Here is a 20616-nt window from a genome sequence, read left to right on the forward strand (position 1 = left end):
AAATCATCGCACTCCCCCTCTGCCCAAAACATTGCCGGTTAGCGAGTCGACGGATGCCGTCGCCCACCCGTACCCATACGTCAACGGATACTACTCAGCGCGGGGTATAGCTTGCGGAAGTCCGCATACGCCCGCTCATAGATGCCGGCATCGGCCGCATGCGTCGTGACGATTCGGCTGCTGCGCAATCTGCGAAGCTCCGTCATCAGCCCGTTGAAATCCATCGTCTCGTCATCGGCAGATGCACCGGTCCGCCCTCGACTTTTCGGCCACTGCACCAAGTACGCCAGAGCGACCGCGGGCATGAACTCGGCATTGTCGAAGACCTCGATATCGTGACCAAGGACATCGGCGAGAATCTGGCACCAAAGCTCTTCGCGGGCTCCTCCGCCGATGAGCGTGATTTCATCGATGCCACCATCGAAGCGCTCCATGCCTTGACGCAGCGAGAACGCGACCCCTTCAAGACTTGCACGCACCATGTCCGACAGGGTGCTTTCCAATCCGAGACCCACGAAAGACCCTCTGATGGCGGTATCCATGACAGGAAAACGCTCTCCTGCGAAATAGGGAAGACAGAGCACGCCGTGACTCCCCGGCACGCTGCCCGCCAACAATTCGGACATGCGCCGGTATCGGTCCTGACCGTGCAGGGTGTCCTGACCGCACACCCCGTCCTGAGCATCCGGTTTTTCCCCGCCTGCGACCAAAGTGCGAGCCGCCCAGCGGTGAATATTACCGGCGTTCAGGAACGGAACCCCATTGATGAAACCGCCTGGAGTCGAGCACGCCAGATTCGCCACACCCGGCACATCGATAAGCGGTTCCTGTGAGATTCCGGCGATCCAGCCCGAAGTCCCGATATTGATGTTGTACTGCCCGGCGTGGCTGACACCGCTGGCCAATGTGGTGGCTCCAGCATCACCGATGCCTGCGTATACGGCGGTCCCGGGCGCGAAGGATGCGACTGCCGAGATGTCGCAATCAACGCTCCCGACCTGGTCCTGCGGAACATGCAGCTCGGGGAATATCCTCATTCCCACCCCGGCGGCCTCCAACAGCGTGGAATCCCATTGTCTGGTATGAATGTTCATCGCGCCTGACGTCGAGCAAGCCGTCACATCACCGATATAGTCTCCGGTCAAACGGCTGATGATGTAATCCTTGGCGTCGAAGAGCACATGGGCCGTACGTGCGAATATCTCAGGCTCATGCGCCTTGACCCACATGAGTTTCGGCAAAGGCAGGGACCCTTCGCATCGGTTGCCCACGACGCTACGAAAACTCCGCTCTCCGTACCGTTCCGCGAGCATAGCCGACTCTTCGTCCGCGCGTCCGTCCGAATAGAGTATCGCCGGTCGGAGCGGTCTGCCGTCGGTATCCACCAGAATCAGGTCCTGCATCTGACCACTGAGCACGATGCCGCTCACATCCTTGGGCTGCACCTCGGGATAAGCCTGCTCCAGCACCAGATGCCATGCCTCAAGAAAGCACTTCCACCAGTCTTCGGGATGCTGTTCACGGCCTTCGACACCCACATCGGGATTTTGCAGAGCAACGCTCGCGGATGCCATGATGCCACTCAGTCCGGCACCCGAAGTACTCACCGTAGCGTCGACATCGTCGCACACCGACACCAGAACCGCTTTGACCGCCGTGGTTCCCACGTCGAAAGTCGCTATATACGCCATACCAGCATCATATCGTCGTGGACCACTGCAGACCGCACAGCATCGCTATGGATGATTGACCAGATCCCGCACAGGCGTACGCATACGGCTGCATGCGCGAAGAGTCATGCACAATCGGCCATGCAGCAATCCCCTACCACGGAAATCATCCTTCGTCCTTGTCCTGGTGCAGGACCTCGCGGATGCGTTCGAGCCTCGGCCCTATCTCGCGTTCATATCCGCGATCGTTTGGAGTGTAGTACTGCCGGCCCTCCAGCTCGTCGGGCATGTACTGCTGTGATGCGACCGCCCCCGGCGCATCGTGCGCATACTGGTATCCTTCGTGATTTCCCCAAGCCTTCATCAGTGCGGTCGGTGCGTTGCGCAGATGAAGCGGGACCTGACCAATCAACCCGGCATCAACATCAGCGAGCGCCTGATTGATGGCCATGTAGCTGGCATTGGACTTCGGTGCCGTCGCCACAGCGATCACGGCCTCGGAAAGAATGATTCTCGCCTCAGGCATCCCGACCAGCGCCACGGCCTGCGCAGCGGCCACGGTGGTCTGCAGTATCTGCGGTGCAGCCATCCCCACTTCCTCCGCAGAGGCGATGATGATGCGTCTGGCGATGAAACGAGGGTCTTCCCCCGCACGCAGCATCCTGGCCAGGTAGTGCAGGGCCGCATCGACGTCCGAACCTCGCATGGATTTGATGAATGCGCTGGCCACATCGTAATGGTCATCGCCTTGACGGTCATACCGAACCGTGGCGATGTCCATGACCTTGGACACCACATCGGGTGTGATAATCGCTTTGCGCGCACCTTTTTTACGGGTCTTGTCGCCGGTCAGCGCACCTGCAGCCGCTTCGAGTATCGTCAGCGACTTTCTCGCGTCGCCGCCTGCGAGACGGATGATCTCGTCTATGGCGGCATCGTCGGCTTTGACCTCGTCGGCCAGACCACGCGCGTCGTGAAGGGCGCGCTCCAGCAGCACTTTCAGGTCCTGCGCTTCGAGCGCTTCGAGCTTTACGACGACCGAGCGGGAAAGCAGTGGAGAGATAACCGAAAAACTGGGGTTTTCCGTGGTGGCGGCGATGAAGGTCACATCACGGTTCTCCACGCTGGGCAGCAGGGCATCCTGCTGTGATTTCGAAAAGCGGTGGACCTCGTCGATGAACAGCACCGTTTCCTTGCCTTCAGTGACCAGGCGGTCGTGTGCTCGCTGCAACACGTCTCGCACATCCTTTACGCCGGAAGTCACGGCGGAGAGCTCTTCGAACACTCTGCCGGATTGTCTGGCGACGATATACGCCAAGGTGGTTTTCCCGACTCCCGGAGGTCCGAAGAGAATCACTGAGCTCGGGGCCGTAAGCGACTGACTCGAGCGCTGGGAGGCCAGTCTTCGCAACGGCGAGCCTTCACTCAGCACCTTTGCCTGCCCCAGCACCTCATCCAAGGATGTCGGACGCATCCTGACGGCCAACGGCAGGGTATGGTCATCAGGTGCGTCGGCCGTACCGAATAAATCGTCTACCATAGAACCTCCTGCAGGTACCTCAGTACCTTACGCCCATCGTTTTCCAAAGCCCATTTCTCGTGCTGCCCGCAAACCGGCAAGACTTGTGAAGCAAGGTATGTGAAGCATGGCCTGCCATCACCATCGAACCCAGTATTCGAACATCCGTTCTAATGATAGCAACACCGCATCCTCTCACGGCGAGCGCCTTGCCGGGCACAAGCATGACCTGATAGACACGGCACGCGCCTGCGGTGCCGACCACAGAACCCTACGCTCTGACCGAGGAAAGCTCCCGCCGCCGTCAAGCCCCTTGACGGGCTATTTCCATCAGGGTCTCCATCGGGCCCACGCGGTAGTCCAGGAATATCACCTCGCCACAGTCCTGCGTGGCGTCGAGATCGACGATTCCGGCGATGCCCCAATCGTGTTCGCCTTCCACATCATCGAGAATCTGCCTCACACGCCAGACATGCTCGTTGTTCTCGTCAGAGCGGTCGATGGTGATGAAATCCCTGCTCCTTGCAGCGGCGTCAATGTTGATTTCCTCGTGCGCCTCGTAGAGGTCGTCAAGAGTATCCTCCCAGCGGTGCACCGGATACCCCCATTGCCCGTCGAGATCGCCGAGCTGCCCGGCTTTGTCGAAGGCCATCAACTGCACCCTATGGAACAGAGCGTTACGCACCAGCACTTCCATGCCACGCGGATCGGCAAGCACCTGTTGCTGCTGGGGAGGCGCCGTGTGCAAGGCCTCGCCGTCGCCCTCATTGCCTGCGGACTCCCATTCATCCACCAGGCTCGAATCCACGGAACGCACCAGGAGTCTGAGCCAGGAGATGATGTCGTCGAGCTGCTCGTCGCGCTTGTCCTGAGACACCGTGCGGCTCAATGCGCGGTAGGCGTCCGAAAGATAGCGCAGCAAGGTCCCTTCGGAACGCGAGATGCCATATCTGGCGATGTATCCGGTGAAGTCGGAGGCGGTCTCCACCATGTCCCTGACCACCGATTTGGGACTCAGCCAGTAATCGTTCGCCCAGGGAACATCGGCCCTGTATTGCGTGAACGCGGCGTCGAGCATCTCCTCCAAAGGTTTTGGATAGGTGATGTCGGCGAGCCGTTCCATACGTTCCTCATATTCGATGCCATCGGCCTTCATCTCCGATACGGCCGCATCCTTCGCCTGTCGTTCCTGTGCACGCAGCACCTGGCGCGGATCGTCCAAGGTGGCCTCCACCATCGAGATCACATCGAGCGCATAACTCGGCGACTGCCGGTCAAGCAGTTCCAAAGCCGCCAGCAGGAAGGGCGACAATGGCTGGTCCAGGGCGAAGTCGTCGGGAATCTCGATGTTCATGAAATAGTCGGAAGATCCGTCGTCAAGCTCTTCGACGTCGATGACCTCGCCGTCGAGCAAGGTGGTGAATATCTCGTCAGCGCGTTCATGCAGGTGTTCCTTCTGGGAAGGGGTCTGCTGGGAATCATCGATAAGCTCGCTGATCCGGGCGCGGGCGTCGCCGCCTTGAGTCACCTCGCTGAGCACCATCGAATGGGTGATGTTCAGATGAGGTACCAAGGTTTCCGGTTCCGCGTGAATTAACTTGTCGAATGTCGCGGCATTCCATGTGACAAAACCTTCAGGGGCCTTTTTGCGTTTGACCCGTTTCAGTTTCTTCGGGTCATTCCCGGCCTTGGCCACGGCTCTGGCGTTCTCGATCTCGTATTCCGGAGCCTCGGCGATCACCAGACCCTGCGTATCAAAGCCCATACGCCCTGCACGACCGGCTATCTGATGAAATTCACGCGATTTCAGCCTTCTCATCCTGTGACCGTCGAATTTGGTCAGACCCGTCAGCACCACCGTGTGAATAGGCACATTGATGCCCACACCCAAAGTGTCGGTTCCGCATATCACAGGCAGCAATCCCTGTTGGGCGAGCTGTTCGACGAGACGGCGGTATCTGGGCAGCATCCCGGCATGATGGACACCGACGCCTGTACGCAGCAGTCGTTGGAGGATTCGCCCGAAAGCCGTGGTGAAGCGAGTGCCCGCCATGGCCTCCTTGATGCGCTCGCGCTGCCCTTTATCCGATATGCCCGTGTTCGATAAGGCCTGGGCGGTCTCCAATGCGGCATCCTGCGCGAAATGCACGATATATATCGGTGCGTCCTCATGGCGTATCAGCAGTTCGATGGTTGCAGGAAGTGCGGTCTCCACATATTCGTAGCTCAATGGGACCGGACGCGGCGCATCGGCGATGACATCGACGTCGCTACCCGTGCTCTTCTCAAGCGACGAAGCGATATTGTCGACATCGCCCAAGGTAGCGGACATCAGCAGGAATTGTGTCTTATGCAGCGTCAGCAGGGGGACCTGCCATGCCCAGCCGCGTTCGGGGTCGCCGTAGTAGTGGAACTCATCCATGGCGACACAGGCGACGTTGGCCCTATCACCCTCGCGCAAGGCCTGATTGGCCAGAATTTCCGCCGTGCAGCAGATAATAGGCGCATCGGTGTTGATATGGGTGTCCCCGGTGATCATGCCGACGTTCTCCCTGCCGAACACGCGTACCAGGTCGAAGAATTTCTCGCTTACCAACGCTTTGATTGGTGCGGTGTAATACGAGACCCTGCCCGTGCACATGGCTGCAAAATGCATTCCGAGAGCCACCAGCGACTTCCCCGATCCCGTCGGGGTATTGAGCACCACGTGATCGCCTGAAAGCAGACTGAGCATGGCTTCCTCTTGATGCGGCCATGGAGTGATGCCGCGCGATTGCACCCATGTGAAGAAGCGTTCATAGATGTCGTCGGCGCTGAGGTTCCTGGCCTCTGCGCCGGAGTCGGGAATCATATCCGACAGGGAAAGGTCCTTTCCTTCATCCGTCGTATCCTTACCGCTGTGCTGTTCGTTGCTCAATCCAGCAGACTCCATTTCTGTGCCGTCCTATATGGAAGGGGCAGGCCTTGCGGTCGGCAGTGCAATTCGCCCATTCCATGCTTTGCCAGCGAGCACGAAGTCTCGCTCATCCTCTGTGTGCAGTCTATCCCCTGCCGGTCTCATACGGCCTCGGGCATCGACACCTCATATGCCGGTGCTCATCGTTGCACGCTCGGAGCAGGAGCCGAGGTGCCCCGGAGAATGAGTCTGGTCCCGACGAGCGTATGGGGCTGCTCCATTCTGAGATGATTCATCAGCGCTATGGCCTGGGTTGCGGCGAGTCTGGCCATGTGCACCGGGTCTTGGTGGATGGTCGTCAAATCTGCGACCGGTGCGATGCCACTGTCATCGAAACCGATGACGGTCATGTCCTCAGGAACTCTGACGCCGAAGCGACGAAGCCGGGCTATCAGCGCCACGGCGAATTCGTCGGTTTCGACGCATAATGCCGTAGGTCTATCAGGCGTGGACAGCAACGACGCCGCAGCGGTGGACACCGCATCCTCGAAGGAATAGCCGTCGCCGCGCACCCCTTCGCCAAGCATCACCAGGTCCCGTTGCCGGTAGCCGCAGGTCTTAGCAGCAGTCAGAAATGATTCGGACCTGCTTTTCACGCTGAACGCAAATTCATGCATGGATGCCTGCTGCACATATCCCAAACGCTGATGCCCCAGGGAATGCAGCAGTTGCACCGCCTCCATCATGGCCTGCCGCGCGTCCAGCCTTACCGAAGCGTCATATCCGTCCTGAGTACGCGAATCGAGCCCAATCGTCGGCATCGTCAGACCTTCGAGCAAACGCAGCTTGTCCTTGTCGAGATCGAAGGATGTGACGATGATGGCATCCGCGTTCCGGTTTCCCGGCAGCATCTCGAAATATCGATCCTGAGATTGCTGGTCCGGCGTTATCAAGGGCACGATGTCATATCCTGCAGGGGCCAGAACCTCGTATGCTCCTTGCATCACCGAAGAGTTGAACCATGTGTTGACGGCTCCGGCAAACAACAGGGTGACGCGCATCGTCCGCCCAGAGGCCAGCGACGACGCATTACGCGAAAAGGTGAAGTGCAGTCGTTTCGCCGCCTCTTCCACACGCATCCTGGTACCGGGATCGACTCTGTCCAACCCTCGCAGAGCCCGTGACACCGTGGAGTCCGACACCCCGGCCTCGATGGCCACGTCATGAATGGTCAATCTCGCCATGTCTTCCCCCTTTGCGCGTTTGGGCGAACCTATTCGGCAAGCCTTCGGTATTCATCATATCCATCCATCATTCTGCAAGCGCATTTACAATCATCATTCAAGTGATAATAACGTTCAACACGCCTCTTTGCACTTCTTTGTGCAAGCGCTATTATACAGTGGTACACGAGGAGTTTTCGTTCGAACGTCACCCCTCAACACGCAACGATTGTCAATGAGGAGAATACGATGCCAACAGCACATCAGACCGCCAGCATGACAGGAACCTTCATCTCCGAACAGCACTCGGAGGAATGGTGGAAGCAGGCCGTCGTCTATCAGATCTATCCGAGATCCTTCAAAGACACCACCGGTTCGGGACTCGGCGACATCGCAGGCATCACCAGCAAAATCACCTATCTGAAGCAACTTGGCGTGGACGCCGTCTGGCTCTCGCCGTTCTACCCTTCCGAACTCGCCGACGGCGGATACGATGTCGCCGACTATCGCAACGTCGACCCTAAACTCGGCACGATGTCGGACTTCGACGAGTTGGCCAGATCCGCTCACGAGCAAGGCATCAAGGTGGTTGTCGACATCGTCCCCAACCATTCCTCCGACCAGCATCCGTGGTTCCAGGAGGCACTGAAGTCAGAGCCGGGCTCCCCTGCCCGCGAGCGCTACATCTTCCGCAACGGCCGTGGCGAACATGGAGAGCTTCCCCCGACGCAGTGGATCAGCAGCTTCGGCTCCCCTGCGTGGACGAGAGTGGCCGACGGTCAGTGGTACCTGCACATGTTCGCCAAGGAGCAGCCCGACTTCAACTGGAAGAATCCCGAAATCCGCGAGGACTTCCTGACCACGCTGCGTTTCTGGAGCGACCACGGCGCCGATGGATTCCGCATCGACGTCGCACACGGCCTGGCGAAGGATCTGGACCGCGACGACCTCGATCGTTGGAGCATCAACAACGACACCCTCCCCGACGACGGCAGCCACCCGCTCTATGACCGCGACGACGTTCATGAGATCTACCGCGAATGGCGCAAAGTCTTCAACGAATATCAACCCCCACGCTTCGCCGTGGCGGAAGCTTGGGTGAACCCCAAGCGGCAGTATCTGTATTCCAGCCCCGACGAACTCGGACAGATCTTCAACTTCGAATTCGCGAAGAAGAACTGGGTGCGCGACGAACTTCACGAGGCCATCGAGGACGGCATCGCCCAGGCCGAACGCTCCGGCTCGACCTCCACATGGGTGATGAGCAACCATGACGTGCCTCGCCACGTATCACGCTATGGTCTGCCGCAGGTGCCAGCACGACAGCATCACAGAATCGCCACCGATTGGCTGCTGCGCAACGGCAACTCCTACGTCGAGGATCGTGAACTCGGCACACGCAGGGCCAGGGCCGCGATTCTGCTCGAGCTTGCCCTGCCCGGGTCGACGTACATCTATCAGGGTGAGGAGCTCGGCCTTCCCGAAGTTCCCGACATCCCTTGGGAGCGTTTGGAGGACCCCGAAGCACAGGGCACCTCACGCACGGACCTGGTCAAGGGCCGCGACGGATGCCGCGTCCCCCTGCCATGGGTGGCGGACGACGCTCCGATCATCGAGGGGCAGAGCTCTCCCGCAGGAAGCATTTCACGGTTCGGCCATATCGACGAGCAGACCGGGAAAGGGTCCTTCGGCTTCTCGCCGAGAAAAGGCTCCGACGGGAAAACCGTAAGCGCAGAGCCTCATCTACCGCAACCCGACTGGTTCGCCCGCTATGCGGTCGACACTGAGGAATCCGACGATAATTCCATGTTGTCGCTGTATCGCAAGGCTCTGGAACTGCGACATGAGCATCAGACCTCCGACGCCGCATTGACATGGCTCGAGGACTTCGACCGCCCTTCAAGCTCGCACGATGGTGCGGACGGACAGGCCGGAGGTGCTATCGCCTATCGCCGTGCCAACGGATGGACGAATATCACCAACTTCAGCGACCACGACATAGCCCTTCCGCAAGGGGATGTGCTGCTTGCCTCCGGCCCGCTCCACAACGGTCGACTTCCGCAGGACACCTCCGTTTGGCTGCTCCTTCGCTGAGCGCCCGATGACCCGCTCATACCGGAACACAACACGATAACTGCACTAAAAGGACAGCATTTCCGAGAAATTCTTACCGAATTGCTGTCCTTTTAGTGCAGTTATCCAGCTCAAGCCTCTGAACTCTCGGCCTTGAGCCTACGTCTGGCCTCGTTGAGGTTGAAGCTGGCTTTCGGCCACTGCAGCTGCATGCCCTGCAACCGCGAGCGCAACAATTCGGAAACCACGGCCCGCGAATACCAGCGCCTATCGGCAGGTACCACATACCATGGAGCGTCCGGCGTCGAGGTCTCCTCGAACACCTCCTGCCACGCATCCATGTATTCAGGCCAACGATCACGAGCATCCAAGTCGCTTTCCGCGAATTTCCAATGCTTGGTCGGGTCGTCCAGCCTCTTGAGGAAACGCTTGCGTTGCGCCTCCTTGCTCGTGGCCAGAAACACCTTGATCACCGCGCAACCGTCATCGACCAGATGCTGTTCGAAATCACGGACAGTCTGATAGCGACCGCGCCAGACGGATTCAGGGTAGGTGCCGAATATACGCGGCATCACGATATCCTCATACTGAGAACGATCAAAGACCGCCATCCATCCGGCCTTGGGCAGTTCGCGTCTCACCCTCCATAGAAAATCATGCTGCAATTCCAAAGCGGTCGGCGCGCCGAACCCATGATAGTGAATGCCCATAGGGTTGACCTGGCTGAACACATGCTTGACGATTCCGCCTTTGCCCGAGGCATCCATACCCTGCAAAATCAGCAGCAGTCTTCGTTTCGATCCCACGGCACCGTTGGCGTAGAGCAAGTGCTGAAGGCTCATGAGGTCTTCCGAGCTCAGATCGATGAACCTTCGACCATCGGCCTTGTTGCCCGGAAATCCGAGGGTGGACGACGTGTCGATTTCGGTCAGACGCATCCCCCGGCGAAAACGCAGCAACTCTTCCGGGTCGCTTTTCCAGATGGAGCTCAGTTCCTTGGACCTCTTCACCATCGAATGCAGTTGCACCTGTGCCTGATGATGCAGATTTCCGGTTGCTCTCGCATGCTCCTGCTCATCGATCTCCTGAAGCAGGTGATCCGTATGTTCCCGGTCCGCAGAACGATTCTCCCGATGTTTCGTCATATGATGCACTCTCCCAACCATCGACTCCCGACATTCCCCAACGATACGTCCGACTCTTCAGTACCGGGCATCCGCCGTGCTCGGGCAGATACGTGGATGCACTCATCGCCTTATCTGTAGCCGCTGCAGAATCCGCAGCTTATGGCACCGGTTTCAGACTCGGGCGGCATTGCCGATCTCCGGTTCCTCGCCCTCGAAATACGGCTGGAGCACGATTGTGGTCTGCGTGGCGACGGGGACCGTCTGATGAATCAGCGTCAGGAGGTTTTCGAGCGCCCTTGGCGAGGAGACCCTGACGAAGAGCATGAAACTCGGTGCACCCGCCACGGAATAGCATGACACGATGCCGTCTATACCTCGCAGCTTCGTGGGAATCGAGTCCTCTTCGGAATAATCGAGTGGCGTGACGGCGATATAGGCCGCAATGCCGAGTCCGACCTTCTCGTAGTCCACAATCGCACGATACTGCTTGACCACACCCAAGCGTTCCATTTTCTGAATACGGGATTGCACTGCCGAAACGGACAGCCCAATGGATTGCGAGAGCTGCGAGAGCGTACTTTGCCCGTCGGCGACCAACGCGTTGAGTATCTGATGATCGGCGGCATCCAGTTCACGCTGCTTCGCCGCCGCATTCCTGCTATCGTCCATACACCCATGCTACCCAACCAGCGTCGTGACTCGATGAATGGTGACATCGTTGACGAAACATCCCGGACACGGACCACCCGTAGCCCATGCCCGCCTTATCGGTCAATCGTCATGCAACACAACGGCTCTTGGCATATGAAGAGCACACCCGCCCCGACCGCGTCTCCCTACCGTCACAGGGATTGCGCGAAGCTCTTCATACGACGAATTCCCTCCTCGATCTCCTCGCCCTCACCCGCATAGGACACTCTGACGAAACGTCTCGTCATATCGCCGAACGCCGCTCCGGGCACTACGGCCACATGGGTTTCACGCAACAGCCCTTCGCTGAATTCCTCGTCGCTCAGTCCGGTCGCACTGACGTCGACGAGAACGTAGAGCGCGCCTTCCGGCTTGACCGTGGACAGCTTCGAGGAATCCTTCAGACCTTCGAGGACCAAAGCTCTTTTCGTCATGGCATCCGCCCTCCGGGACACGATATCCTGATGGGGATGCGACAGTGCCTGCGTAGCGGCTCTCAAGGCCGGCGTGTTGACGGAGGAGTGCAAGGATTCGGCGATTTCCGAAGCTCTCTCGATGAAATCCTCCGGAGCCAGCAGATAGCCTATGCGCCATCCGGTCATGCCGAAGGACTTCGACATGCTTTCCACGACGACGGTACGGTCGTGCATACCGGGAACCGATGCGATGCTGGGAGCGCTGCGCATAGACTCCTCATAGACGAAGGGGTGGTAGACCTCGTCGGAGACCGCCCATAGGTTGTTCTCGATGCACAGCTGCGCGACCTCGGCAAGTTCCTCATACGAAGTCACGGCGCCGGAGGGGTTTCCGGGCGAATTGAGGATGATGGCCCTTGTACGGGGCGTGATGGCCTCTTGAATGTCTTCGGCCGCGTAATGCATCTGATGCTCGGGCTTGAGCTGCACGTGTACGGGTGTCGCACCGCACAGCAGTATCTGCGCGTCGTAAGCAGGGAAAGCCGGGGTGCAGACGATGACCTCGTCACCCGGATCGAGCAGAACCCTCATACTCAGGAACAGACCATAGGTCGCACCCGGAACCGCACAAATCTCCGTCTCCGGGTCGTAGACCAGATCCCTGGCCGTCCGTTCGTAATCGGCGGCGCGCTCTCGGAACTCGTCGCTGCCGAGCACATCCGTGTAATGGGTGTCCCCCGCTTCTATGGCATATTCGCCTGCTTTGGCAACCCCTGCGGCGGCCGTGTGACTCGGTTCTCCGATGGCAAGGGAAATCACGTCGTCGATTTTGCCTGCCTCATCGAACACGTTGCGTATACCCGAGCGGGGTGTCATCATCGCGGTGCGCGACAATCTCATTGATGCGAGCTGAATGGCCATCTATCCTCCACATAATCAGTCAAATGCAGTGACATGAAGAATTTACCGCAAGCATTGAACAACTTCGTAAATTATGCTGATATTCATTGCATCTTATGATTATTTCCGGTTGACGTATTCAGAACTCTCCCATCTGACACACCGGGAATCGTTCACTATGAACAGCTTCGGACTGGTCGAAACCGCCATAACCGCCCTACGAATCCGGTGAATACGCCCATAGACTGCGTTTGTGTAGGGATTCCTGGGAGACCACGACGTCCCACGCTCTGCGAGTGGCGGAGTTCCGGGGTCGTCGTTCCCTACATACCTCATGTACCTGCGTAAATCCCTACACAAACGGGGAATCCCCGTCATTGGGAGCAACAATATCGAAAGGGTGTCGATGCGCACCTCGCACCGACACCCTCAGCGACCATCTCAGTCCGACTTGTTCCACCGGACCCGCAGCGAAAGACTACTCGTCTTCCTCGGGATCGTAATCGACCCCCGTCTCTTTGCGCTGATCTTCGGAGATCGGCGCCGGGGCGCCGGTAAGCGCATCCTGACCGCCACCCGACTTCGGGAAGGCGATGACATCCCTGATGGAATCCACGCCCGCGAGTATCTGAGCGGTTCTGTCCCATCCGAAGGCGATGCCGGCGTGAGGCGGTGCACCGTATTTGAAGGCTTCGAGCAGGAAGCCGAACTTCTCCTTGGCCTCATCGGGCGCGATGCCCAGAACCTTGAGCACACGATCCTGGATGTCGTCACGGTGGATACGAACCGAACCGCCGCCCATCTCCTCACCGTTGCACACGATGTCGTAGGAATCGCTCATGGCATGCTCGGGGTCCTGATCGAAACGGTCGATCCAGTCAGCACTTGGCATGGTGAAAGGATGATGCATTGACGTCCACTTGGAATGCCCGACGGCCACATCGTCGTCATCGGGGTCATCGGTCGGCTTGAACAGCGGGAAGTCAACCACCCAGGTCAGAGCGAACTCGTCCGACTTCAGCAGGCCCTGCCTGCTGGCGATCTCCACGCGCACCGCGCCCAGCAGCAACTGCGAGGACTCGCGAGCTCCAGCGGCGAAGAACACAGCGTCCCCGTCCTTCGCATGCGTGGCTGCCTTGAGCCCCTCACGCTCCGCATCGGAAAGGTTCTTGGCGACAGGACCCTTGAGTTCGCCGTCTTCGGTGAACTGCACGTAGGCCAGCCCCTTGGCACCGCGCTGCTTGGCCCACTCCTGCCATGCATCGAACTGGCGGCGTGGCAGAGAAGCCCCTCCGCTGTATACGACGGCGCCAACATAGGGGGCCTGGAACACCCGGAACGGCGTGTCCTTGAAATAGTCGGTCAGTTCCGCGATCTCGTTGCCGAAACGCAGGTCCGGCTTGTCGGAACCGTACTTGTCCATCGCCTCATGCCAGGTGATGCGCGGCAACGGCAACTGCACCTCATAGCCCGCCGACTGCCAGACCGAAGCGATGACCTTCTCCGCCATGGCCATCACGTCATCCTGCGACGCATAGCTCATTTCGATGTCGAGCTGAGTGAATTCAGGTTGGCGGTCAGCACGGAAGTCCTCGTCACGGTAGCAACGGGCGATCTGGTAGTACTTCTCGATACCGCCCACCATGAGCAGCTGCTTGAGCAGCTGAGGGGACTGCGGCAGGGCGTACCAGGACCCGGGAACCAGACGTGCTGGAACCAGGAAGTCTCGGGCACCTTCCGGCGTGGACTTGATCAGCGTCGGCGTCTCTATCTCGCAGAAGTCCATATCGTCGAGAGCCGCACGCGCCGCTTTGGACATCTTGGCACGCAGACGAATCGAACGCTGCATCGAGGGACGACGCAAATCAAGATAGCGGTAACGCAGACGGACGTCCTCGCCGGGCAGCTTGTTCTCGGACTCGTTCTCGAGAGCGGTGGACACCTGGAACGGCAATGCATCGGACTTGGAAAGAATGGTGACCTTCTGGGCCACGATCTCGATTTTGCCGGTTGCCAGATGGGTGTTCTCATTGCCGTCAGGACGCGCACGGACCTCACCGACCACCTGCACCACGTATTCGCTGCGCAGAGGACGCGCGACCTCTTCGTCGTAGATGACGACCTGGACCAGACCGGTCATATCGCGCAAATCGATGAAGGCGACTCCGCCATGGTCGCGTCGGCGATCCACCCAACCCGAAACCGTGACGGTGTTGCCGATTTCGGCCTCACTGACCTCTGTGGCGTAATGCGTTCTATAAGCCGAGTGGCTCATTATCCCTCTATTCACTCGCAAGGTTTGCTGTTCCTGATAGCTTCCTTCATGCATGATGTCAGGCTTGCGCCTTGTCCTCAATCTGCACGCTTTGCTGGGCATACACGGTATCCGGCAACCACGACAGGCAATCCGCCGCCTGCTGCTCCCCCGTGATGATGTTCTTCACCTCGTCGCCACCGGCGTGTTGCGACGAGGCCGCACCCTCCGCGCTTTCGCCGTCGTCGGTGTTGTCCGAGGGGAACCACACATAGGGGATGCCCAGATGATCCGCATACCGAATCTGCTTGCCGAGCTTCGCCGCGGTCGGAGCCACGTCGGCCGGAATGCCACGTTTGCGCAGCTGCGCCGCGATGCCGTTGCTCACCGAACGGGAGGACTCGTCCCACACTGCCACCAGAACGGCCGCCGGAGAGACTCTGGAAGCCGTCGCCCCGGCAGTGTGCAACATATACGACACCAGACGAGACAATCCGATGGACAGCCCGACCCCCGGATACCGACGATTGCCCTGCGTCGCAAGGTTGTCATAACGACCGCCCGAGCACACGGAACCGAGCGAAGGGGCCCCGTCGATGAAGGTCTCGTATACCGAGCCAGTGTAGTAATCGAGGCCGCGTGCGATCTTCAGATCGGCGATCACCGCGCCAGGCCTGATCTTCGCCGCCTCGTCGACGATCATCGCCAATGTCGACAGACCCTCTTGTGCGAGCGCGAAGGCCTCGCCGTCCTTTTCTATGCCGAAACGCTCGCACAGCGCTGCGAAACCGGCCCTCAGACCGTTGCCGTCGGACGCCGTCAGACCGGCCAGGGCAAGGCATGCCTCGGCTTGGGACTCATTGGCACCGCATTCCTGCACCAAAAGCTTCGTCACTTCTTCGGGGCCGATTTTGTCGAGTTTGTCCACCTCGCGCAGCACACCCTCGATGTCATCCAGGCCAAGCCCACGGTAGAAGCCTTCGGAGAGCTTGCGGTTATTGGCATGAACAGTCGCCTTGGGCATACCGAAGGCGCGGAGCTCCTCCATCACCGAAACCATCACCAGCGGCAGTTCCACTTCGTAGTGCTCGGGCAGTTCCCCATTGCCGACCACGTCGATGTCGGCCTGCACGAATTCACGGAAACGACCCTCCTGAGGACGTTCCCCTCTCCACACCTTCTGAATCTGCCAACGCTTGAAGGGGAAGGTCAACGCACCCGAATGCTCGACGACATAACGACTCAGAGGAACCGTCAAATCGAAATGCAGACCGATACGATCCTCCACCGGCGTGTCGTTTTCCGAGCCGACTTCCTGGAGTCTGCTGAGCAGATAAATCTCCTTGCTGGTCTCACCCTTTTTGAGCAGGCTAGAGCCCTGCTCCACTGCTCGCGTCTCGATTCCAAGGTATCCGTTGAGTTCAAAAACCTTGCGAACGGTATCGATGACGTGTTGCTCCACCACTCGTTCGGAGGGGAGCCATTCTGGAAATCCTGATAATGATGCACCTTTAGCCACGGTTCCATATAATAGGTGAGGTTGCGGAAAATACCTCACGGTGTGGCCCCAACCCCTCTATCACACAAGCTAAGGAGCTGGCCATGGCCGACGAGACTGCCACAACACCCGAGAACACCGTATCCGCTCAAGGGCAGACCGTTTCGCCTGATAACGCGGGCGACAGCGCCCAGACTGCTCCGGCGGCCCCGTCATCGACGCCCAAACCCGGTGCATCCACGCAGAAGGCCCACGTCCCTTCGCCTGCGGCACTTGCCAGGAAGACCCCTCAGGTCGCGGCTCCTGTCCAGCAGAGCACATATTCGCAGGATGATGTGGACGCGGCAAAAACCTTCGGCAGAGTCGACGATCAGGGCAATGTATTCGTCAACGAAAACGGCAACGAGCGCATCGTCGGGCAGTTCCCGAACGCGCAGGGCACCGAGGCGCTCGATCTGTATGCCCACCGTTACCTCGACCTGAAAGCGAAGTTCGATCTTTTCGAGACACGTCTGAAAAGCAGCGAAATCAAAGCCCATGAAATCGACGAGTCGCTGAAGAGTCTGAAGGAAGACGTCAAGGAGCCCCCGGTGGTCGGCGATATCGCCGCATTGCAATCCGCACTCGAATCTTTGCAGCACCAGGCCGCAGAGAAGAAGCAGGCACTCGCGGCCGCACGCAAAGAGGCCATGGCAAAGGCCATCGCGGAACGCACCGTGATTGTCGAGAAGGCCGAGAATCTTGCCGCTTCGCTTTCGGAGGGCACCAACTGGCGCTCTACGGCAGACAAGTTCCGTTCACTCTTCGACCAGTGGCAGCAGCATCAGCGCAGCTCCGTAAGAATCGAAAAAGGCGAGGCCGACGCGCTATGGAAGCGCTTCTCATCCGCCCGCACCGAGTTCAACCAGGCGAGAAGGAAGTGGGCCCAGAACAGGGATGCCGAGCAGTCCAAAGCCAAACAGCTCAAGGAAGCAATCATCAAGGAAGCCGAGTCCATCCAGGGTTCGACCGACTGGGGAACGACCTCGCACGAGTTCAATGCCCTGATGGATCGATGGAAGGCCGCTGGCCGTGCAGGACGAAACGAGGACGATGCGCTCTGGACTCGTTTCCGCGCCGCAGCCGATACCTTCTTCAACGCACGACAGGCCGATCGCGACGAAATGTCCAGCAACGAGAAGGACAACCTCGTCAAGAAGGAGGCGCTGCTGGTGAAGGCCGAGGCGCTGCTGCCGGTCAAGGACGAGGAATCCGCGAAGCAGGCACGTCAGTCTTTGGCGAAGATTCAGGAGGAATGGGATCTGATCGGCTATGTGCCGCGCGATGATGTCCACCGTATCGAAAGCCGTCTCGACAAGGTCGACAAGCAGATCAAGTCCGTCGAGGATGCCGCGTGGAAGCAGTCCGATCCCGAGGCAGACGCACGCAAGTCGAGCTTCGAGGTGCAGCTGACCAGTCAGCTCGCGGACTTGACCGCGCAGATCGAGGCGGAGAGCGACCCGAAGAAGCTCAAGGCGCTGGAAGCGGAGAAAGCCGCCAAGGAGCAGTGGCTGAAGGTCATCAAGTAACACACGAATCCACGCACCTCTGCACTGTGCGTGTAGGCACGTCAAGCGGCCTATTCAGCCGCCACATTTGCCTACACGCACAGTTTTGCATATACAGCGCTCAACTAGCTGTTTGTGTAGGGATTATCTATGCAGACCGTTATATCCTGAATCCGACAGTGGCGGAATTCAGGCTTGTTCATCTGCGGCTGAGGCAACTCTAGCTACAAATCCCTACACATACGGGAACAGACACATGCATCCGGCCTGTTCCTTCGCGTTCTGCCCTGTGCTGAGGACTATCCGTGGGAATGCATATGGCGCAGGCGCGGCTCGGCGGAATCCTTGGCTCCCGTGAGACGGTAGACGTCGAAGACCCCGTCAATTCTGCGTACACCGGTTAGCAAGGAGTTCAAATGCTGAGGGTCCGCCATTTCAAAGACGAATTGGCTGGTGGCCACGCGGTCACGGCCGGTCGCCTGACTGCCGGAGAGGATGTTCACCCCGTGATCGGCCAGTACTCGTGTCACATCCGAGAGCAGATGCGGTCGGTCCAGGGCTTCCACCTGAATCTTCACCATAAAGGTGCCTTTGGTACTCGTCCACGACACTTCGACGATACGCTCAGGTTGACGTTCCTTGAGATCAAGGAGATTCTGACAGTCTGCCCTATGCACCGACACACCCTGATTCCTGGTGATGAAGCCCACGATGGGGTCACCGGGCACCGGTGTGCAGCATCTGGCAAGCTTGACCCAGATGTCTCCTACACCTTTGACCGAAACACCCTGAGAGCCACCCTGCCCTGAAGTCTGCTCCAACTGGCGAAGCGGCAGGGATTCCTGCTCCACCTCATCATCGACTTCTGCAGGCCCGGCGTCCTTGACCAGACGTGAAATCACGTTCTGAGTGGAGACCTGCCCCTCGCCGACGGCGGCGTACACGCTCTCGGCATTCGGGAAATTGAGTTCCTGCGCAATGCCCACCAGAGCTTCAGGAGTCAGCAGACTCGCCACGGGCAGGTTCTTCTTCCGCATGGCACGGGTCAGCTCGTCCTTGCCCTCGTCAATGGCTTCCGAGCGGCGTTCCTTGCTGAACCACTGCCGAATCTTGTTGCGGGCCTTGGGGCTTTTGACGAAACTCAGCCAATCGTGAGAGGGTCCGTCGTTATCGGATTTGCTGGTAAGAATCTCGACGGTGTCGCCGTTCTCCAGAGTGGTGTCCAATGGCACCAATCGGCCGTTCACCCGGGCACCCATCGTGCGATGACCCACTTCGGTATGCACCGCATAGGCGAAATCCACAGGAGTGGCCGCTGCAGGCAGAGATACGATTTTGCCCTTCGGCGTGAATACATACACTTCGGAGGAACCGAGATCCTCTTTGAGTGAGCCGAGGAATTCACTGGAATCCGGGGTTTCGCTTGTCCAGTCGGCGAGCTGTTGAATCCATTTGAGGTTATCCGCCTCCGAAAGCTCGGATACCTCGTTCTGTTCGCGCTTGCGGTCCTTGCTGTCAGGAGCGGACAGCACCCTGCCGGCCTTGCCGTTCTCCTTGTACTCCCAATGGGCGGCTATGCCGAATTCGGCACGTCTGTGCATATCCCAGGTACGTATCTGAATCTCCACGGGCTTGCCGCCCGGTCCCACCACAGTGGTGTGCAGGGACTGGTACATGTTCAGTTTGGGCATCGCAATGTAGTCCTTGAAACGCCCGGGTACAGGATTCCAACGTGCATGTACCGCGCCTAGCGCCGCATAGCAGTCCTGAATCGAATCCACGACGATGCGCACACCGACCAGATCGTAGATATTGGCGAAATCATGCCCTCGCACGATCATCTTCTGATAGATGCTGAAATAATCCTTCGGGCGGCCGGTGACGAAGGCCTCGATGCCCTGACTGCCCAGATCATCGTTGATCTCGGCCAGAATCTGCTTGAGGTACACATCGCGCTGTCCGGCTCTTCTGGCCACCAACACCACGATCTCGTTGTATATCTTCGGGTAGAGCACCTTGAAGCTCAACTCTTCAAGCTCCGTTTTGATGGCGTTCATGCCTAACCGGTTAGCCAGAGGTGCGTACACGTCGAGGGTTTCACGCGCTTTGCGCTGAGCACTGGTGGATTTCACATATCGCCACGTACGGGCGTTGTGGACACGATCCGCGAGCTTGACCACCAGCACCCGCACATCGCGGCTCATGGCAACTACCATCTTGCGAATGGTCTCGGCCTGTGCCGAATCCCCGTATTCCATTTTGCTGAGCTTGGTGACGCCGTCCACCAGTCCCGCGACGGTCTCGCCGAATTCGTCACGACACTCCTCAAGCGTGTAATCGGTGTCTTCGACCGTATCGTGAAGCAGACCCGCCGCCACCACCGTCGGCCCCATACCCAGGTCGGCGAGAATCTGCGAGACCGCCAGAGGATGGATGATGTACGGTTCACCGGATTTTCTACGCTGCTCACGATGCTGGACCACCGCTCGCTGATATGCCCGTTGAAGGATGGACATATCCTCGTCCGGATGGTGGAGCTCGCACATTTGCCGTATGGGTTCCAGCGGATTGGTGGGATCGGTGCTGATTTCACAGCCAAGCGCACGCGAGGAGAGCCCTTGCGCGGTATCCGCAGCATTCTTGCTCTCAGGCAACTTGCCCTCGTCGCTACCGACCATCTCTCCTCCTGTCGTGTCAACGTTCCGTTTGCCGAATCATCGCCACATCATCAACACCGTGAAATCCCAACCCCGGAATCCTCGCCCGGGCACTCCTGCGTTTTCGCCTTCACACTGATTCGTCC

At 58.9% G+C, this 20616-nt stretch carries 12 protein-coding genes; 2 read left to right on the top strand and 10 right to left on the bottom strand.

Annotation, left to right across the window (positions count from 1 at the left end):
- Window positions 1-80: 80 nt before the first annotated feature.
- The 4 genes from DB51_RS06660 to DB51_RS06675 all read right to left on the bottom strand — a co-directional run bounded on the left by DB51_RS06660 (window position 81) and on the right by DB51_RS06675 (window position 7329).
- Window positions 81-1691, bottom strand: coding sequence for a xylulokinase (locus DB51_RS06660; RefSeq protein ID WP_051867349.1), 1611 nt, complete (start codon window positions 1689-1691; stop codon window positions 81-83).
- Between the two features lie 145 nt (window positions 1692-1836).
- The gene (locus DB51_RS06665) at window positions 1837-3210 is read right to left on the bottom strand and encodes a replication-associated recombination protein A (RefSeq protein ID WP_034252730.1); all 1374 of its coding nucleotides are present in this window, start codon (window positions 3208-3210) and stop codon (window positions 1837-1839) included.
- A 283-nt stretch (window positions 3211-3493) separates the two neighbouring features.
- Window positions 3494-6040: a DEAD/DEAH box helicase gene (locus DB51_RS06670; RefSeq protein WP_051867477.1), complete on the bottom strand. Its 2547-nt coding sequence runs from the start codon at window positions 6038-6040 to the stop codon at window positions 3494-3496.
- A 245-nt stretch (window positions 6041-6285) separates the two neighbouring features.
- Window positions 6286-7329, bottom strand: coding sequence for a LacI family DNA-binding transcriptional regulator (locus tag DB51_RS06675; RefSeq protein ID WP_034252733.1), 1044 nt, complete (start codon window positions 7327-7329; stop codon window positions 6286-6288).
- A 255-nt stretch (window positions 7330-7584) separates the two neighbouring features.
- Between DB51_RS06675 and DB51_RS06680 the strand changes: the two genes are divergently transcribed.
- Window positions 7585-9402 carry a glycoside hydrolase family 13 protein gene (locus DB51_RS06680; protein ID WP_034254100.1) on the top strand — a complete coding sequence of 606 codons (1818 nt, stop codon included), beginning with the start codon at window positions 7585-7587 and terminating at the stop codon, window positions 9400-9402.
- A 110-nt stretch (window positions 9403-9512) separates the two neighbouring features.
- Here DB51_RS06680 and DB51_RS06685 read toward each other — a convergent pair whose 3' ends face one another.
- The 5 genes from DB51_RS06685 to hisS form a co-directional block, all read right to left on the bottom strand.
- Window positions 9513-10526, bottom strand: a complete 1014-nt coding sequence (locus tag DB51_RS06685; protein ID WP_034252736.1) for a PPK2 family polyphosphate kinase — start codon at window positions 10524-10526, stop codon at window positions 9513-9515.
- Between the two features lie 153 nt (window positions 10527-10679).
- Window positions 10680-11177: an Lrp/AsnC family transcriptional regulator gene (locus DB51_RS06690; RefSeq protein ID WP_051867351.1), complete on the bottom strand. Its 498-nt coding sequence runs from the start codon at window positions 11175-11177 to the stop codon at window positions 10680-10682.
- 173 nt (window positions 11178-11350) lie between these two features.
- Window positions 11351-12535, bottom strand: coding sequence for a pyridoxal phosphate-dependent aminotransferase (locus DB51_RS06695; RefSeq protein ID WP_051867352.1), 1185 nt, complete (start codon window positions 12533-12535; stop codon window positions 11351-11353).
- A 457-nt stretch (window positions 12536-12992) separates the two neighbouring features.
- Window positions 12993-14789 carry an aspartate--tRNA ligase gene (aspS, locus tag DB51_RS06700; RefSeq protein WP_034254108.1) on the bottom strand — a complete coding sequence of 599 codons (1797 nt, stop codon included), beginning with the start codon at window positions 14787-14789 and terminating at the stop codon, window positions 12993-12995.
- Between the two features lie 58 nt (window positions 14790-14847).
- Entirely contained in the window at window positions 14848-16287 is a 1440-nt protein-coding gene (gene hisS, locus DB51_RS06705) for a histidine--tRNA ligase (protein ID WP_051867353.1), read from the bottom strand.
- Window positions 16288-16370: 83 nt separating this feature from the next.
- On the opposite strand from hisS, the gene DB51_RS06710 reads away from it, so the two are divergent.
- Window positions 16371-17834: a DUF349 domain-containing protein gene (locus tag DB51_RS06710; RefSeq protein ID WP_034252739.1), complete on the top strand. Its 1464-nt coding sequence runs from the start codon at window positions 16371-16373 to the stop codon at window positions 17832-17834.
- Between the two features lie 278 nt (window positions 17835-18112).
- Here DB51_RS06710 and DB51_RS06715 read toward each other — a convergent pair whose 3' ends face one another.
- A complete protein-coding gene (locus tag DB51_RS06715) occupies window positions 18113-20491 on the bottom strand; it encodes a RelA/SpoT family protein (protein WP_084674612.1) in 2379 nt (792 codons plus the stop codon).
- Window positions 20492-20616: the final 125 nt, after the last annotated feature.

This window comes from Bifidobacterium crudilactis (assembly GCF_000738005.1).
In the GTDB taxonomy this organism is placed as follows: domain Bacteria; phylum Actinomycetota; class Actinomycetes; order Actinomycetales; family Bifidobacteriaceae; genus Bombiscardovia; species Bombiscardovia crudilactis.

Bases quoted from the DNA above. Each gene is read 5' to 3' on its own strand.
- DB51_RS06660 (WP_051867349.1), bottom strand. From the start codon at position 1,691: ATGGCGTATATAGCGACTTTCGACGTGGGAACCACGGCGGTCAAAGCG.
- DB51_RS06665 (WP_034252730.1), bottom strand. From the start codon at position 3,210: ATGGTAGACGATTTATTCGGTACGGCCGACGCACCTGATGACCATACC.
- DB51_RS06670 (WP_051867477.1), bottom strand. From the start codon at position 6,040: ATGATTCCCGACTCCGGCGCAGAGGCCAGGAACCTCAGCGCCGACGAC.
- DB51_RS06675 (WP_034252733.1), bottom strand. From the start codon at position 7,329: ATGGCGAGATTGACCATTCATGACGTGGCCATCGAGGCCGGGGTGTCG.
- DB51_RS06680 (WP_034254100.1), top strand. From the start codon at position 7,585: ATGACAGGAACCTTCATCTCCGAACAGCACTCGGAGGAATGGTGGAAG.
- DB51_RS06685 (WP_034252736.1), bottom strand. From the start codon at position 10,526: ATGACGAAACATCGGGAGAATCGTTCTGCGGACCGGGAACATACGGAT.
- DB51_RS06690 (WP_051867351.1), bottom strand. From the start codon at position 11,177: ATGGACGATAGCAGGAATGCGGCGGCGAAGCAGCGTGAACTGGATGCC.
- DB51_RS06695 (WP_051867352.1), bottom strand. From the start codon at position 12,535: ATGGCCATTCAGCTCGCATCAATGAGATTGTCGCGCACCGCGATGATG.
- aspS (WP_034254108.1), bottom strand. From the start codon at position 14,789: ATGAGCCACTCGGCTTATAGAACGCATTACGCCACAGAGGTCAGTGAG.
- DB51_RS06710 (WP_034252739.1), top strand. From the start codon at position 16,371: ATGGCCGACGAGACTGCCACAACACCCGAGAACACCGTATCCGCTCAA.
- DB51_RS06715 (WP_084674612.1), bottom strand. From the start codon at position 20,491: ATGGTCGGTAGCGACGAGGGCAAGTTGCCTGAGAGCAAGAATGCTGCG.